14 protein-coding genes and 1 pseudogene are annotated in these 15,518 nt (G+C 63.6%); 7 read left to right on the plus strand and 8 right to left on the minus strand.

The features are described 5' to 3' along the window. Nucleotides 1-207 precede the first annotated feature (207 nt). Nucleotides 208-342: pseudogene (locus QFZ91_RS16730) on the minus strand (alpha/beta hydrolase); the annotation flags it as partial. Between the two features lie 662 nt (nt 343-1,004). Here QFZ91_RS16730 and QFZ91_RS16735 point away from each other — a divergent pair. Continuing rightward, nucleotides 1,005-2,129 carry a methyltransferase gene (locus tag QFZ91_RS16735; protein ID WP_429567842.1) on the plus strand — a complete coding sequence of 375 codons (1,125 nt, stop codon included), beginning with the start codon at nt 1,005-1,007 and terminating at the stop codon, nt 2,127-2,129. 15 nt (nt 2,130-2,144) lie between these two features. Here QFZ91_RS16735 and QFZ91_RS16740 read toward each other — a convergent pair whose 3' ends face one another. Beyond that, the gene (locus QFZ91_RS16740; protein WP_429567843.1) at nt 2,145-3,416 is read right to left on the minus strand and encodes a TIGR03862 family flavoprotein; all 1,272 of its coding nucleotides are present in this window, start codon (nt 3,414-3,416) and stop codon (nt 2,145-2,147) included. 338 nt (nt 3,417-3,754) lie between these two features. On the opposite strand from QFZ91_RS16740, the gene QFZ91_RS16745 reads away from it, so the two are divergent. Beyond that, nucleotides 3,755-3,964 carry a DUF1059 domain-containing protein gene (locus tag QFZ91_RS16745; RefSeq protein WP_176124292.1) on the plus strand — a complete coding sequence of 70 codons (210 nt, stop codon included), beginning with the start codon at nt 3,755-3,757 and terminating at the stop codon, nt 3,962-3,964. A 135-nt stretch (nt 3,965-4,099) separates the two neighbouring features. On the opposite strand, the gene QFZ91_RS16750 is transcribed toward QFZ91_RS16745, so the two are convergent. Then, nucleotides 4,100-4,420 (minus strand): hypothetical protein, encoded by a 321-nt coding sequence (locus QFZ91_RS16750; protein ID WP_013090673.1) that lies wholly within the window; start codon nt 4,418-4,420, stop codon nt 4,100-4,102. A gap of 387 nt (nt 4,421-4,807) precedes the next feature. On the opposite strand from QFZ91_RS16750, the gene QFZ91_RS16755 reads away from it, so the two are divergent. Further along, the gene (locus tag QFZ91_RS16755) at nt 4,808-5,650 is read left to right on the plus strand and encodes a class I SAM-dependent methyltransferase (RefSeq protein WP_176381139.1); all 843 of its coding nucleotides are present in this window, start codon (nt 4,808-4,810) and stop codon (nt 5,648-5,650) included. Between the two features lie 20 nt (nt 5,651-5,670). Here QFZ91_RS16755 and QFZ91_RS16760 read toward each other — a convergent pair whose 3' ends face one another. Both QFZ91_RS16760 and QFZ91_RS16765 read right to left on the minus strand, forming a co-directional pair. After that, nucleotides 5,671-6,225: a DUF1415 domain-containing protein gene (locus tag QFZ91_RS16760; RefSeq protein WP_429567844.1), complete on the minus strand. Its 555-nt coding sequence runs from the start codon at nt 6,223-6,225 to the stop codon at nt 5,671-5,673. 59 nt (nt 6,226-6,284) lie between these two features. Continuing rightward, nucleotides 6,285-6,932, minus strand: a complete 648-nt coding sequence (locus QFZ91_RS16765) for a TetR/AcrR family transcriptional regulator (protein WP_368717220.1) — start codon at nt 6,930-6,932, stop codon at nt 6,285-6,287. A gap of 153 nt (nt 6,933-7,085) precedes the next feature. On the opposite strand from QFZ91_RS16765, the gene QFZ91_RS16770 reads away from it, so the two are divergent. Next, nucleotides 7,086-8,369 (plus strand): MFS transporter, encoded by a 1,284-nt coding sequence (locus tag QFZ91_RS16770; RefSeq protein WP_429567845.1) that lies wholly within the window; start codon nt 7,086-7,088, stop codon nt 8,367-8,369. 192 nt (nt 8,370-8,561) lie between these two features. Further along, nucleotides 8,562-9,155, plus strand: a complete 594-nt coding sequence (locus QFZ91_RS16775; protein WP_368598691.1) for a nitroreductase family protein — start codon at nt 8,562-8,564, stop codon at nt 9,153-9,155. Between the two features lie 42 nt (nt 9,156-9,197). On the opposite strand, the gene QFZ91_RS16780 is transcribed toward QFZ91_RS16775, so the two are convergent. Further along, nucleotides 9,198-10,721, minus strand: a complete 1,524-nt coding sequence (locus QFZ91_RS16780; protein ID WP_429567846.1) for an MFS transporter — start codon at nt 10,719-10,721, stop codon at nt 9,198-9,200. A 188-nt stretch (nt 10,722-10,909) separates the two neighbouring features. On the opposite strand from QFZ91_RS16780, the gene QFZ91_RS16785 reads away from it, so the two are divergent. Further along, complete coding sequence (locus QFZ91_RS16785) at nt 10,910-12,160, plus strand: Hsp70 family protein (RefSeq protein WP_368717222.1); 1,251 nt, start codon at nt 10,910-10,912, stop codon at nt 12,158-12,160. 136 nt (nt 12,161-12,296) lie between these two features. Here QFZ91_RS16785 and QFZ91_RS16790 read toward each other — a convergent pair whose 3' ends face one another. Further along, the gene (locus QFZ91_RS16790) at nt 12,297-12,500 is read right to left on the minus strand and encodes a cold-shock protein (protein ID WP_013090665.1); all 204 of its coding nucleotides are present in this window, start codon (nt 12,498-12,500) and stop codon (nt 12,297-12,299) included. Between the two features lie 430 nt (nt 12,501-12,930). Here QFZ91_RS16790 and QFZ91_RS16795 point away from each other — a divergent pair, with 430 nt between their 5' ends. Then, on the plus strand, nt 12,931-14,526 hold the full coding sequence (locus QFZ91_RS16795; protein WP_429567847.1) for an APC family permease: 1,596 nt from the start codon (nt 12,931-12,933) through the stop codon (nt 14,524-14,526). A gap of 123 nt (nt 14,527-14,649) precedes the next feature. Here the strand turns inward: QFZ91_RS16795 and QFZ91_RS16800 are convergent, their stop codons facing one another. Then, nucleotides 14,650-15,441, minus strand: coding sequence for a DODA-type extradiol aromatic ring-opening family dioxygenase (locus QFZ91_RS16800; protein WP_176124301.1), 792 nt, complete (start codon nt 15,439-15,441; stop codon nt 14,650-14,652). Nucleotides 15,442-15,518 lie beyond the last annotated feature (77 nt).

The following is a 15,518-nucleotide window of genomic DNA, read 5'->3' on the forward strand; positions in this document are numbered from 1 at the left end:
CGGGGTTTTTCTTTTTTCGTCAGTCGAGTCGCCGAGCTAGACCGATTTGACCTGGCCGCCGTCCATCTGCAGCGTCGAGCCTGTCCAGCGTGCTGCGTGCTGCCGGCGTTATGACGAAAGCCATCGGCTCCGCGATTTCCTCGGGTGTGCCATAACGTGAGATGCCCGTAGCGGCATCCGGCTCAGACAGGTCAAGATCGATGACGAGAACGGGTCGTTCTTGCCCCGCACCGCCAGCAGAGGCGGTCGGTGGGTGCGGAAGTACTCCTGAAACGCCGGGTACAGCGCGACGTTGTGGCGATGGCCGCGGAACAGATCGAGCTGGACCTCGTCCGCGCCGGGCGCCGCAGTAGAAGTCGCCAATACGGGTCACCACGAGCGCCGTCGGAGTTCGACGGTGCTTTTTTCGTCTTTAGCCCATGCCGGAAAGACGTTGGATGCGGTGTGAGGTGAGCCGCTGGCTAGCTCAGAAATCACGATATCTCTTTCACCTTGTCCATAGTAGACTTTTTAATCTGTAATCGGCGGGCCTAAATGCAGTGCGGGCCAAGGTGCGCCGTTCGATGGCTCAAACATCACGCAATCTCCTTCACCTTGTCGATCGTGGACTTTTTAGTATTTAGTCGCCGAACTTCGGCCGCGCTGCCGTTTCAGGTGAGTCACTGAATAGCTCAAAAATCACAATATCTCTTTCACCTTGTCGATCATAGACTTTTCGGTCTGCAATTTACCCGCTAAAGTGCGCCCATGCCGTGAGGTGCGCCGCCTGACGGATCAGAAATCACGATAACTCTTTCACCTTGTCGATTATGGACTTTATTGTCTACATTTGGCGCGTCTAAACTTAGCCGATCATCGTCACCAATCGCTGCGGCGCCGCGAAGCCGCACGGCGGCGGTACGGTACTATTCGGGCGTCGCCCGGGATGGCGGGCAGCCGCCAGACGTTCCGGTCCGCTGCCGCGGTCCATGTCGCCGGCGGCGTCACATCGACTCCATTGCACCATGACCAACCCCGCAACTCTCACCTGGCCCGAAGCCGACGGCCCGCGCACCGCACGCTGGCGCTCCGAAGCGGCCGTGCCGCCGCCGAAGCGCGTCCTCGTCGCCGACGACCGCACCACCGCCGATTCGGCCTACCGCCTCGCCTGCGAAGGCACCGCGCTGTTGTGGCACGGCGACTTCCAGAACGCGCGCCAACTGTTGCAGGCGGTCACGCGCCGACTCGAACGCAAGGCGCGCAAGCAGGGAGCGACACCGCTCGACGCGTTCAACCTGCATCGGCAGGCGCAGTCGCAACGCGCCCGCACGCTCGGCATGATTCTGATTCCGCTCGATGCCGACTACGGCATTTCCCTGCGCCGCGCGCCCGACGTGCGGCAAGCCTGCACCGAAGCGTACGGACCGGCGACCGGCGAGGCGTCGGTGGTGTCGTTGCGGGAGTTGCTCGGTTTGATCGGCGCGCACGAATGGCGCAAGAAGGGTGTCGAGATCGCGGCGCTCGGCGAGCGCATTCATCCGCATTACGGCGTGTTCTCACCTGTGCGTGGCGAGTACGTCGATCTGGTCGCGCGCGCCGCGCTGCCGTCGCTGGATCTCGCTTTCGATATCGGCACCGGCACTGGCGTGCTGGCCGCGCTGCTGGCCAAACGCGGCGTGCGCAAGATCGTCGCCACGGATCAGGATGAGCGCGCGCTGGCGTGTGCGCGTGAAAATCTCGCGCGCCTGGGCTACGCTCGGCAAGTCGAGATCGTGCAGGCCGATCTGTTTCCGGACGGTCGGGCGCCGCTCGTCGTCTGCAATCCGCCGTGGGTGCCGGCGCGGCCCGCGTCGCCGCTCGAATACGCGGTCTATGATCCTGACAGCCGCATGCTGCTCGGCTTCCTGAACGGCCTCGCCGATCATCTGACGCCGGGCGGCGAAGGCTGGCTGATCATTTCGGATTTCGCCGAGCATCTCGGGTTGCGCACGCGCGCATGGCTGCTGGCGGCGATCGAGCACGCGGGGCTCAGTGTGGTGGGACGCGAGGACATTCGTCCACGGCATCCGAAGGCCAGTGATCAGAACGATCCGCTGTATGCTGCGCGAGCGGCCGAGATCACGTCGTTGTGGCGGCTCAAGGTGCGGTGACGGCGAGTGCGTGCGTCACGCCGATGCGCGGCGCGCTTCGAGATACGCGCATGCGCCCCGGCCGGCCACGAGCCCGCTGGCAAAACAGGCCGTCAGCAGATAACCGCCGGTCGGTGCTTCCCAGTCGAGCATTTCGCCCGCGCAGAATGCGCCGGGCATCCGGTCGATCATCAGATGTGCGTCCAGCGCCTCGAATGGGATGCCGCCCGCCGTGCTGATCGCCTCGTCGATCGGTCGCGCGCGCAGCAGTCGCAACGGCAGCGCCTTGATCGCGTGGGCGAGACCGCGCGCATCGGCGAATGCTTCTTTCGACAGAATCTCGTGCAACAGCGCCAGCTTGACCCCGCCGATGCCAATCCGCCCATGCAGATGACTCGCAATCGAGCGTGAGCCGCGCGGCCGCGTCACTTCCTCGATGACCCGCCCGAGCGGCAAGCCTGGCGCGAGATCCAGCCCGACGGTGAGCTCGCCGTCGGCCAGAATCCGCTCGCGGATCGGCGCCGACAGCGCGTAAATCAGACTCCCTTCGAGGCCTGTTTCGGTCAGAAGTATTTCACCTTGTCGATTGTGGACTTTTCCGTCTACATCGGTGAAGGAAATCGCGATCGTCTTGATCGGCTGACCAGCGAAACGCTCGCGCAGATACGGGCTCCAGTCCGCGTCGAAGCCGCAGTTCGCAGGGCGCAACGGCATCACGGGCACGCCGCGCGACATCATCAGCGGCACCCACGCGGCGTCGGAGCCGAGCCGCGGCCAACTGCCGCCGCCGAGCGCGAACACTACCGCGTCGTAGCTCACCGTCTGCTCACCGTCGGGCGTGGCGAAGCGCAGCGCATGCGCGGCGTTGTCTTCCGACACGGACGCCCAGCCGTTCCACTTGTGACGCATGTGGAACTGCACGCCCGCTTCGCGCAGTCGATGCAGCCACGCGCGCAGCATCGGCGCGGCCTTCATGTCGGACGGAAACACGCGCCCCGAACTGCCGACGAACGTCTCGACACCCAATCCGCGCAACCAGGCGCGCAGCGCGTCGGGACCGAACGCGTCGAGCAGCGGCGCGATACGCTCGCGGCGCGTGCCGTAGCGGTCGAGAAACCGCTCGAGCGCTTCGGAATGCGTGATGTTCATCCCGCCTTTGCCCGCCATCAGGAATTTGCGGCCGACCGACGGCATCGCGTCATGTACGTGGACTTGCACGCCGCGCCGGGCAAGCGTCTCGGCGGCCATCAGGCCGGCGGGGCCGCCGCCGATTACGGCGGCGCGGGCGGAATCGAGCGAGGAGGGCATGCGGTTCGGCGGATCTGCGGGGGAAAAAGGGCGCTGCGCCGCCAGCGACCGAACGGACGGGCGGCGCGAAGGGCGTTATTGTCACACCGCGCGCGGCGCGCGGCAAACGCCGTCGAACGCGGTCGAACTGCTTTCACCGCTTGGCTCGCGCCACACGCGACCTATACTTTTCACACATCTTCCATCGGACGTCGTTCGCGTCGTTCCTCGCGTCAATCCCCGTCACGTCACTTGCGACGCAGCCGCTGCGGCGCGCTTCACTGCCGCGCGCCGGCAGCCGACGCACATCGCCTGTCGAATTGATGGAAGAGTCGATCGTCTGGTTCAAGGAGATTGTCATGACCCGCAAATACATCGACTGCCGCGAATTTCCGAGCGAAATGAACTGCACCGTCGCGATGTCCGCCGACAGCGACAGCGAACTGCTCGAAGCCGCGGTCCAGCATGCCGTCAGCGTTCACAAGCACGCGGATTCGCCGGAGCTGCGCGCGCAGCTGAAGACGCTATTTCATGAGGGAACGCCGCCCGCCGAGGCGCCGCGCGCTTGAGATACCCGTGCAAGGGGAGTGTGGAAGCCCGCGTCGCGAGCGGCATCCAGCCGCCCGCGCGCGGTCGTGTTGCAGCAGTCTTTTGGTCACACGCGAAACGCGATACCAAGCCATCCTAACCAACATGCCGACGCGCTAACCCGGATACGCCTCATCGACCTTCAGCCCGGCGAGCTTGAAGATCACCCGCAACGTCTGCGGCTTGATGTCGCGTCGCGACGCGAGCGTCGTCATCACGAAGTCGAGCACCTTGGCGTACTTGAGCATCGTCAGGCAAGTTTCGAGGTCGACGTTGCCATCGCGCATGACCTCGGCGAGCCGCAGCATTTCCGTGGAGATATCGCGAGCCATCTCCAGTTCGAGTTGCTGTTTCTCCGACCATGCCGGCGCGGTGGTGAGCTTCGCAAGCATTTCCTGAAACTTCTGTTCGACATTTCCGTTGGGTACCGTATCCATTGCCGCCTCTTCGGTGATCTTCCGAGCGCGCGACCGGTAGCAAAGCCGGCCGCTGCTGGTTACGTAACGTTCGGCCCGCGTTGCGGGACCGCTCTCCCCACATGCATCCGGTTCGCGTGCCGGTCGCACGACCCGACAGCCTCCTGTTTTCGGCGACACGGCATGCACCCGCGGGCTCAGCCGGCGCGCAAGCTGTTTTCAGCCATTCTCGAGACACTTCCGCGCAGCGCCTGTCCAGCAGGAAGTGTTCCCAGCAGAGCACCTATGTCGCGTGGTCCGCGCGGCGTGCTCGCTGGGAATGCCGCAGTTTGGGTAAACTGGCAGTAACTTTTCTCTTTTTCCGTCATCTGTCGCACGTTCGCGCTGCAATTGATGGCGACCCACACGATGTCCGGCAAAACCCACGAAATCCGTCCCAACCAGTCCGTCGAACTGCTCAAAGAACTCCACATCCTCACGCGCGACGGCAAGATGAATCAGGACAGTCGTCGCAAGCTGAAGCAGGTCTACCACCTGTTCCAGTTCATCGAGCCGCTGCTCAAGGACCTGAAGGACCAGCAGGGTTCGCTGACGCTCGTCGATCACGGCGCGGGCAAGTCATACCTCGGTTTTATCCTGTACGACCTGTTTTTCAAGGAGTTTCAGGACGCCGCTGGTGGGGCTTCGCACATTTATGGCATCGAAACGCGCGAGGAACTGGTGACGAAGTCCGAAGAGCTGGCGGCGCGGCTCGGCTTCAAGGGGATGTCATTTCTGAATCTGTCGGTGGCCGAGTCGATCACCTCGACGCAGCTGCCCGCCGAAATCGACATCGTGACCGCGCTGCACGCGTGCAATACCGCGACCGACGACGCAATCCGTTTCGCGCTCGAAAAGCACGCGAAGTACATCGTCGTCGTGCCGTGCTGCCAGGCCGAGGTGGCCGGCGTGCTGCGGCAGAACAAAGGCAAGGCTCTGAAGAACGCGCTCACGGAAATCTGGCGGCATCCGCTGCACACGCGCGAATTCGGCAGTCAGATCACGAACGTGCTGCGCTGCCTGCAGCTCGAAGCGCATGGCTATCAGGTCAGTGTGACCGAGCTGGTCGGCTGGGAACACTCGATGAAAAACGAGCTGATCATCGCGCAGTACAAGGATCTGCCGCGGCGCCGGCCGGCCGAGCGGCTCGGCGAAGTGCTGGACACGCTCGGACTCGATGCGCTTAAGGAGCGTTTTTTCGTGCCAGCCTGAGGCGCAGCCGGGCGCTTCGCCTAGCGTTTCATCAACGCATCCCAGCCTTTGAGGCCAATGCGCCGCAGCGTTTCCTGATTGCGCTCGTAAACCTCTTCCGCGTCGCGAAAGGCCTGCACAGCTCGCTCGATGCTGTCTTCACGCAGCAGATGCAGGATCGGATACGGCGCCCGGTTCGTGTAGTTTTCGATGTCGTCGGGCTCGCTGCCTTCGAACTGGTAGTGCGGATGAAAGCTCGCGATCTGAATCACGCCTTCGAGCCGCAGTTGCTGGATCAGGCGGTCGGCGAAGAACAGGCAGTCGTTGAAGTCGAGAAAGTCGCCGAACGCACGCGGCAGGATCAGCAGCGTCGTGTCGATGGCGGCGGGGTCGGCGGCGACGAGCGTCTGCAGTTCGGCTTCCAGGTCGGTGAGTACCGCTTCGAGCGTGTCCGCTTCGCTGACCGCATACCGAATCTGCTCCTTCACATGCACGGCCTTTGCGAACGGACACAGGTTCAAGCCGATCACGACCTCGGACAGCCAGTGACGGGTCGTGGCGATAACGGCATCGTGGGATTCGGCGGGCAACGGCATGGCGGAAGGATGAGACGGGGAAACGCGCAATTCTAAAGGACCCCAGTCGACGGACTGACTCAGCGAGCCTGCTTCTTCGCGCAAGCGGCCGCAATCAACTGCGCGGCGACTCGCGGCGCGGCGAGGATCGGCCCGCAGCCCGGCCCGTAAGTCTGGCTCGCCGCGTACACGCCCTCGATCAGCAGGCCGAGCCCATCGGCGAGCGCCTGCGGATCGTCGGCGCCGGCCGCCGTCGACAGTTCGACGAGGCGTGCCATCAAGCGCTGCTTGTTGCGGAACACGAACTGCCGCGCCGGATGCGTGGTATCCGAAAACTCCACCGACACGTTCACGAACGGGCAGCCGCGGTAATGGTCGACCGAGGCGCGCACCGCGAGGTCGTCGAAGTACTGCTGAAGCTGCTTCGCCGGCTCGCCCGGATGTTTGGCGAAACTCTTCTCGACGTAGCCGAAGAACTGCTCGTCCTTCTGTTCCAGATACGCCATCACCAGCTCGTCCTTCGACGAAAACTGCCGATACAGGCTCATTTTGTTCACACCCGCGCGCTCGACCACCGCATCGACGCCGACCGTGCGCACGCCCTCGCGATAGAACAACTCGCTGGCCGCGCGCAGCAGATGCTGCTGCGCCTGCGGCCCCGCGGTCTGTGCGCCGCGCGCACGCCGCGAGCGAGTAGCGGCGGGCTTGAGAGTTTCGCTGTCGGACATGGCAAGTCACCCGAATGAGATTGACGCCTTGACATGTTACCGACCAGTAACTAATATCGCAACACCATTGTGACTGATCTGTCACAAATCATTTACCGAAGCCGTAACAATACGAACGATGCCGCCACCCCGGCCGCGTCGATTGGAGAACCGATGAACTGGGCTGCGCGATTGATAGGCGGACGTTTCCACTATGGCTGGTTGACCGTCGCCGTGGTGTTCCTGGTGTTGCTCGCGGCGGCGGGTACGCGCGCAACGCCTAGCGTGATGATGGTGCCGCTCGAGCACCAATTCGGCTGGAGCCGCGCGACGATTTCGCTTGCGATCTCCGTGAACATCGCGCTGTATGGGTTGATGGGGCCGTTCGCGGCCGCCGCGATGCAGCGCTTCGGTGTACGTCCGACGCTGCTGAGCGCGCTCGGCACGATGGCCGCGGGCGTCGCGCTGTCGTCGCTCATGACGCATCCGTGGCAGATGGTGCTGATCTGGGGTGTGATGGTCGGCGGATCGACCGGGGTCGCGGCGCTGTCGCTGTCGGCGACCGTCGTCACGCGCTGGTTCACGACGCGCCGCGGTCTCGTGATGGGTATCCTGACCGCCAGTTCGGCGACCGGCCAACTGGTGTTCCTGCCGCTGCTCGCGGCCGTCGCCGAGCATTACGGCTGGCGCCAGGTCGTGTGGGTGGTCGCGCTCGCGGCGGGCATCGTGATTCCGCTCGTCGCGTTCCTGCTGCCCGAGCATCCGGCCGACATGCGGCTGCGCCCATACGGCGAAGCGCACGACGCGCCGATTACCACGAGCATCACCAGGCAGAACCCGCTTGCGATCGCGTTCGGCACGCTCGCGTCGGCGAGCAAAACGCGCGATTTCTGGCTGCTGTTCTTCAGCTTCTTCATTTGCGGCGCGAGCACCAATGGCTATGTCGGCACCCATCTGATTGCGATGTGCGGCGACTATGGCATGACTGAAGTGCAGGGCGCGTCGCTGCTCGCGGCGATGGGCGTGTTCGACCTGTTCGGCACCACGCTGTCGGGTTGGCTGTCGGATCGCTTCAATAGCCGCGTGCTGCTGTTCTGGTACTACGGGCTGCGCGGCCTGTCGCTGATGTATTTGCCGCACGCGTTCGGCATCGACTTTTTCGGGCTGCCGATGTTCGCGGTGTTCTACGGTCTCGACTGGATCGCCACCGTGCCGCCGACCGTGCGTCTCGCCACCGACGTCTACGGCAAGGAATCGGCGCCGATCGTGTTCGGCTGGGTGGTCGCCGGCCACCAGCTCGGCGCGGCGTTCGCGGCGCTCGGCGCGGGCATGCTGCGCGCGAGCCTCGGCACTTATACGGTCGCCTCGATGATTTCCGGCGGCTTGTGCCTGATCGCCGCCGTGATCGTGCTGCGCATCAACCGCCCGGCCAAAGTGCCGGCGCCGCAGGCAATCTGAATCGCCTTCGCGGACCGCGCAGATTCGCCGTCAGTAATGCAACGACGCACGGCCCCATCACGGGCCGTGCGCGCTTTTTCAGCCAGCGCGCATAGCGCCGCGCTGCAAGTTGGAGCGCGCATCGAAAGCCCGTTATGCTATGTGGCCTCGGGCAACCGCCCGACGATCATGAATTTCTACCGAGAGAAGCGCATGGCCAAGAAACCCGCCCCAACCGAAGTTGCCATTCACGAGCTGATTGCAGGCCGCTGGAGCCCGCGCGCGTATTCGAGCGAGCCGGTGAGCCGCGATCAATTGCGCGCCGTGCTCGAAGCGGCGCGCTGGGCGCCGTCCTCGTATAACGCGCAGCCCTGGCGTTTTGTCGTATTCGATCGCAGCGTCGATGAAGTCGCGTTCAAGAAGGCTTTCGCCACGCTGGTGCCGTTCAACCAGGGCTGGAATGCGCCCGCGCCGGTGCTGATCGCGGTGACCGCGCACACCTTGACCAATAAGGGCGACGTCAATCGCTGCGCGCTCTATGACGCGGGCGCGGCGGCGATGGCGCTGGTGCTGCAGGCGCACGCGCTCGGCCTTGCCGCGCACCAGATGAGCGGCTTCGACGTGAACGCGTTCCGCACCACCTTCGAATTGCCGCAAGACGTCGAGCCGATCGCGATGATCTCGCTTGGCCATTACGGCGACGTCGACAAACTGGACCCGGTCCTGCGCGAACGCGAGAAGGCACCGCGTCAGCGCGTGGCGCTCGCGGAAATCGCGTACGGCGGCGGCTGGAAGAAGGCGTTCTGAGCAACGGACTCGCGGCGCTTGCCGCGTGACTTCGCCAGGCAGTCAGGTACGCGCGGCACGGTCCGCGCGTTTTTCATCGGCGCGGTGCACGCCATACTCTTCATCCGTCACGCTCGACAGCGGCGCCGCCACATGCTCGAGCGACTTGCGCTCCGCGTCGACACCCCAGATCGCCGCGACGAGCGCCGCCGCGAGCATCAACCCCGAGCCCACCAGATAGCCCGAAAACACTTCGCTGCGCTGATGCGTGTCGATCAGCCGACCGAAAAACGCTGGCCCGATGATGCCGCCGAGCGCGGTGCCGAATGCATAGAAAACGGCAATCGCGAGCGCGCGGATTTCCAGCGGAAACGATTCGCTGACGGTCAGATACGCGGAACTCGCGGCCGCCGACGCGAAGAAGAAAATCACCATCCAGGCGACCGTCTGCGTGACGACGGTCAGTAGTTGCTGCTCGAACAGATAACCCGACAGCGTCAGCAGGATCGCCGACATCGCGTACGTCGCGGCGATCATCTTGCGTCGGCCGATCACGTCGAATAGCCGCCCGAGCACGAGCGGCCCCAGGAAATTGCCGAGCGCGAAAGGCAGCAGATACCAGCCGATGTCGCCGCCCGGCACGTGATAGAAGTCGGTGAGGACCAGCGCGTAGGTGAAAAAGATCGCGTTGTAAAAGAATGCCTGCGCGGTCATCAACGTGAGACCGACCAGCGAGCGGCGCCGGTGCAAGTTGAACAGCGTATGGAACACCTCGCGCAACGGCGTATGGTCGCGAGCGCGCAGGCGCAGCCGCGTGAGGGCGTCGTCGGCGAGCGTGTGGCCGTCGTCGCGAAAACGCGTTTCGATGCCCTCGACGATCGTCCGTGCATCGCGCTCGTCACCGTGCGTGAGCAGCCAGCGCGGGCTTTCAGGTATCCAGATGCGCATCGGCAGAATCCCGAGCGCGAGCACCGCGCCGATGAAAAAGCACGCGCGCCAGCCCCAGTCGGAAGGCAGCAGATGCGGGTCGAGCAGCACCAGCGAGCCCGCGGCGCCGAGCCCCGCGCCAACCCAGAACGTGCCGTTGATACCGAGGTCGGTCCAGCCGCGCACGCGTGCCGGCGTGAATTCCTGGATCGTCGAGTTGATCGCCGTGTATTCGCCGCCGATACCCGCACCGGTCAGGAAACGGAACAGCATGAAGCTCATCAGATTCCACGACAGCGCGGTCGCCGCGGTCGCGGCCAGATAAAGCGTCAGCGTGATGAAAAAGAGCTTGCGGCGGCCGAGTCGGTCGGTCAGCCAGCCGAAACCGAGCGCGCCGAGCACCGCGCCTGCAATGTACGCGCTGCCGGCGAGGCCGACGTCGGCATTCGAAAAGCGCAGCGCCGGGCTGGTTTTCAGCGCGCTCGCGACCGCGCCGGCAAGCGTCACTTCGAGCCCGTCGAGCAACCACGTCACACCGAGCGCGACTACGATCAGCGTGTGAAAGCGGCCCCACGGCAGGCGGTCTAGCCGCGACGGCAGGTCGGTTTCGATCAGCATGGCGTGGTGGTCATCGACGGCGGCGGTGGGCGGCACGCTCATGACGCGAAGTCTCCTCGATGGCGAAATGGAGCGGCGTATCCGGTCGGATGCAGCAAGATCCGTTCCGCGCCAGGATTTCACTCGATCTTTCCGCGGTCCCGTCAGCTTCAGTTGATGCTGCCGGAGTTTTCGTGATACAAAGCCGCTCCCCTTTCTGTGCGCGCCAGCCGTGAGCGGCCATTCCTGCCATGAACTATTGCGCGATTGACTTCGGTACTTCCAATTCGGCCGTTGCGATTCCGAGCGGCCCGCAGCTAAAGCTGGCGCCGGTCGAAGGCGCGTACACGACGCTGCCCACCGCGGTCTTCTTCAATACCGACGAAAACACCACTGAATTCGGGCGCGCGGCGCTTGCCGCCTACATCGACGGTTTCGACGGCCGGCTGATGCGCTCGATGAAAAGCATTCTCGGCTCGCCGCTCGCCGAAAATACGACCGATCTCGGCGATGGCAGCGCGATCAAGTACACCGACGTGATCGCGACGTTCCTGACCCATCTGAAGCGAGCGGCCGAAGCGAGCGCCGGCGGCGCGATCGACCGCGCGGTGCTGGGCCGCCCGGTGTTCTTCGTCGACGACGATCCGCGCGCCGACCAGATGGCGCAGCAACAGCTCGAAGCCGCTGCGCGCACGGTCGGCTTGCGCGACATCCACTTTCAGTATGAACCGATCGCAGCTGCGTTCGATTATGAATCGCACCTGAGCGCCGAAGGGCTCGTGCTTGTGGCGGACATCGGCGGCGGTACGTCGGACTTTTCGCTCGTGCGAGTGGGGCCGGAGCGGATGAAGCGCGTCGAGCGCAAGGACGACGTGCTCGCGCATCACGGTGTGCACGTCGCGGGCACGGACTTCGACCGCCGGGTCGAACTCGTGACGATCCTGCGCGAACTCGGTTATCAATCGCTCGATCCGCAAGGGCGCGAAATCCCGAACCGGATTTATTTCGATCTCGCGACCTGGCATCTGATCAACACCGTCTACACGCCTAAGCGCGTCAGCGAACTTGCGCTGATGCGGCACCTTTTCATCGAGACGAAGCACCACGACCGGCTGATGCGCGTGGTCGAACAGCGTTTGGGGCACGCGCTCGCGGCGCACGCGGAAGAGGCGAAGATCGGCGTTGCAGCGGGCGGCGAGACCGTGATCGATCTCGAGCAAGTGGAAGAGGATCTGCGCCTCGCCTTCGACGAAGCGCAACTCGTCAAAGCCGGCGAGGATGAAACGCGACGCATCGTGCAGGCTGCGCGCGATACGGTGCAGGCGGCGGGTGTCGCACCGCGCGAGCTCGACGCGATTTATTTCACCGGCGGCTCGACCGGCCTCGCGTTTCTGTCGGGCGCGCTGGCGGCGGCGTTTCCGGACGCGAAAGCGGTGTTCGGCGATCGTCTTGCGAGCGTGGCGACCGGCCTCGGTATTCACGCCCGACGCGTGTTCGGATAATCGCGAATAATCGGAAAAATAATCCGCCGCGAATTGCGAATGCGGCAAATTTAATCCATTGATTTCGATTCGCCGCCGATAAATAAAAAAACCCCGCCAAGGCGGGGTTTTTTGCGTCCAGAAGGAAGCTAGAAGCTTACACCGGCTTGATGTTAGCCGCTTGCTTGCCCTTCGGGCCCGTCTTCACTTCAAACGTGACCTTCTGGTTTTCTTGCAGCGTCTTGAAGCCGTCGACGCGAATTTCCGAGAAATGCGCGAACAGATCTTCACCGCCGCCGTCCGGAGTGATGAAGCCAAAGCCCTTAGCGTCGTTGAACCACTTGACGGTACCGGTTTCCATATTACTTTTTCCTAAAAATGGTGAATAAGGCCGAAGCCCGGGGTGCATGAAAATCAAGGAAGGGGGTAATGGGACCAACCGGAGTACCGTTGATGGGCGAACTACGAAAGAACCACTTCACTCGCCACTTGAAATCCTGCTGGAACGTTATACGGCGAATTCGGACGAAGGTCAACAGTCTGCACGAAACTTTGCTGGATTGTTGCAAAGCTTTCTTACAAAGCTTGCGCATGGGGCTGAATTTTTGCTAGGGAGAACCCTTAGTCGGCCGGCGCTTCCACTGCAGCAACCCGGTGCAACCGTTAAACTACGCGCCGCGCGTCGGTTGCACCTGTTCCGCATCTGGACGCGCTTGCATGCGCGTCACCCCGTTGCCACCGCCACAAGCGATGTCGCGCGGTGCCGACATGGTTCTGATTTAGGAGAAGACGTGAAAAGTTCTATACAACGGAACATCGGGCCGTTCGCGCTGATGCTGACCGGTCTCGGTTCCATCATCGGGTCCGGCTGGCTGTTCGGCGCGTGGAAGGCTGCAAAGATTGCCGGTCCCGCTGCAATTTGCGCATGGATCATCGGCGCGGTCGTGATTCTCGCGATTGCACTGACCTACGCGGAACTCGGGGCGATGTTTCCGGAATCCGGCGGGATGGTGCGCTATGCGCGCTACTCGCACGGCGCGCTGGTCGGTTTCATCAGCGCGTGGGCCAACTGGATCGCGATCGTGTCGGTGATCCCGATCGAAGCCGAAGCATCGATTCAATACATGAGTACGTGGCCCTATCCTTGGGCGCATGCGCTCTTCGTCGACGGATCATTGACCACCAACGGTCTGTTGTTGTCCGCCGGCCTCGTGATCATCTACTTCCTGCTCAACTACTGGGGCGTCAAGCTGTTCGCGCGCGCCAATTCGGCGATAACGATCTTCAAGTTCCTGATTCCGGGCGCGACGATCGTCGGTCTGATGATGACCGGCGTCCACACCGAGAACTTCGGCCAGACGAGCACGTTCGCGCCGTACGGCTGGTCGGCGGTGCTGACTGCGGTCGCGACGAGCGGGATCGTGTTCGCGTTCAACGGTTTCCAGAGCCCGGTCAACCTGGCCGGTGAAGCGCGCAATCCGGCCAGGAGCGTGCCGTTCGCGGTGATCGGCTCGATCCTGCTCGCGCTCGTGATCTACGTGTTGCTGCAGATCGCGTACATCGGCGCCGTTAATCCGGCCGACGTGGTGAAGGGCTGGAGCCACTTCAACTTCGCTTCGCCGTTCGCGGAACTGGCGATTGCGCTGAACCTGAACTGGCTGGCGTTCCTGCTGTACGTCGACGCGTTCGTGAGCCCGAGCGGCACCGGTACGACCTATATGGCGACCACGACGCGGATGATCTACGCGATGGAGCGCAACAACACGATGCCGAAAATTTTCGGCCAGGTGCATCCGTTCTACGGCGTGCCGCGTCAGGCGATGTGGTTCAACCTGTTCGTGTCGTTCATCTTCCTGTTCTTCTTCCGCGGCTGGAGCTCGCTCGCGGCGGTGATCTCGGTCGCGACGGTGATCTCGTACCTGACCGGCCCGATCAGCCTGATGGCGCTGCGCCGCGCGGCAACCGATCTCGAGCGTCCGCTGCACATCGCCGGCATGAAGGTGATTGCGCCGTTCGCGTTTGTCTGCGCGTCGCTGATCCTGTACTGGGCGAAGTGGCCGCTGACCGGCGAAATCATTCTGCTGATGGTCGTCGCGCTGCCGGTGTACTTTTATTTCCAGGCCCAGCAGGGCTTCGAGGGCTGGGGGCGTGACCTGAAGGCAGCCTGGTGGCTGGTCGCGTATCTTCCGATCATGGCGATCCTATCGCTGATCGGCAGCAAGGAGTTCGGCGGCTTCGGCATCCTGCCGTACGGCTGGGACATGCTCGTCGTGATCGCCTTCTCGTTGGTGTTCTACTTCTGGGGCGTGAACAGCGGCTACCGTTCGGAGTATCTGGACGAGCGGCTCGTGCACGACGAAGTGCTCGAAGGTATCGGCGCGCACTGAGCGTTCGCCGCAGCCGAAGGGGCCGCTCGAAGCGGGTCCTTCGCGGTAGATAAAAAGCCCGCCTGATCGATGATCAGGCGGGCTTTTTCGTTGGTCGTTGTGGCTGGCTGGTTCCGCGGCGGATCAGGCGGTGGCGGTGCCGAACACGTAGTTGGTCATTGCGAGCGAACGCTGGTAGGTGCCGAGCGACTGGATCGCAAGCGAATAGTCGTCGTCGGCGGCGCCGAGGGCGGCGAACACCGGCAACAGATGCTCGTCGGTCGGATGCATCAGCACCGCGTGCGGCGCCTGGCGGCGATAGTCGAGCAGCGCGTCGATATCGCGCGCGACGAGCTTGTCTTCGAACCAGTCGGTGAATTCGCTCACGCGCGGATCGGCGTCTTCCGGGCGAGCGGAGAAATCGGCGGCGCGCAGGTTATGGGTGATCTGACCGGAGCCGACCACCATCACGCCTTCGTCTTTCAGCGCGCGCAGCGCCCGGCCGACGCGGAAATGATGCGCGGCGTCCTTGTGCGGCTGGATCGACAGTTGCGCGACCGGCACGTCCGCTTGCGGGAACATCAGCAGCATCGGCACCCATGCGCCGTGGTCGAGCCCGTGCGGCTGCACGTCCGCGACGATGCCGCTCGCGCCAAGCAGCGCGGCGGCGCTGCGCGCGACATCGGGTGCGCCCGGTGCCGGGTATTGGATTTCGTAGAGCTGACGCGGAAAGCCATAAAAATCGTGGATGGTTTCAGGCGCCGTCGCGATGCTGGCGAGTGGCTGGGCGGTGCCCCAGTGCGCCGACAACATCAGAATCGCCTCGGGACGCGGCAATTGCGTGCCGAGCGCGCCGAACTCGGCGGACGGCATCGAAGGATCGATCGGCAACGTGGGCGAGCCGTGGGACAGGAAAAGCGAAGGTAAGCGGTTCATGACAGCAACGCGGCCGTGACAGCACGGCACTGAGAAATTGGGTTGCTACCAATATAGGTCCGCACGCCAGCTTGATA

The sequence above is a fragment of the Paraburkholderia sp. JPY419 genome (assembly GCF_050435705.1).
Taxonomy (GTDB): domain Bacteria; phylum Pseudomonadota; class Gammaproteobacteria; order Burkholderiales; family Burkholderiaceae; genus Paraburkholderia; species Paraburkholderia youngii.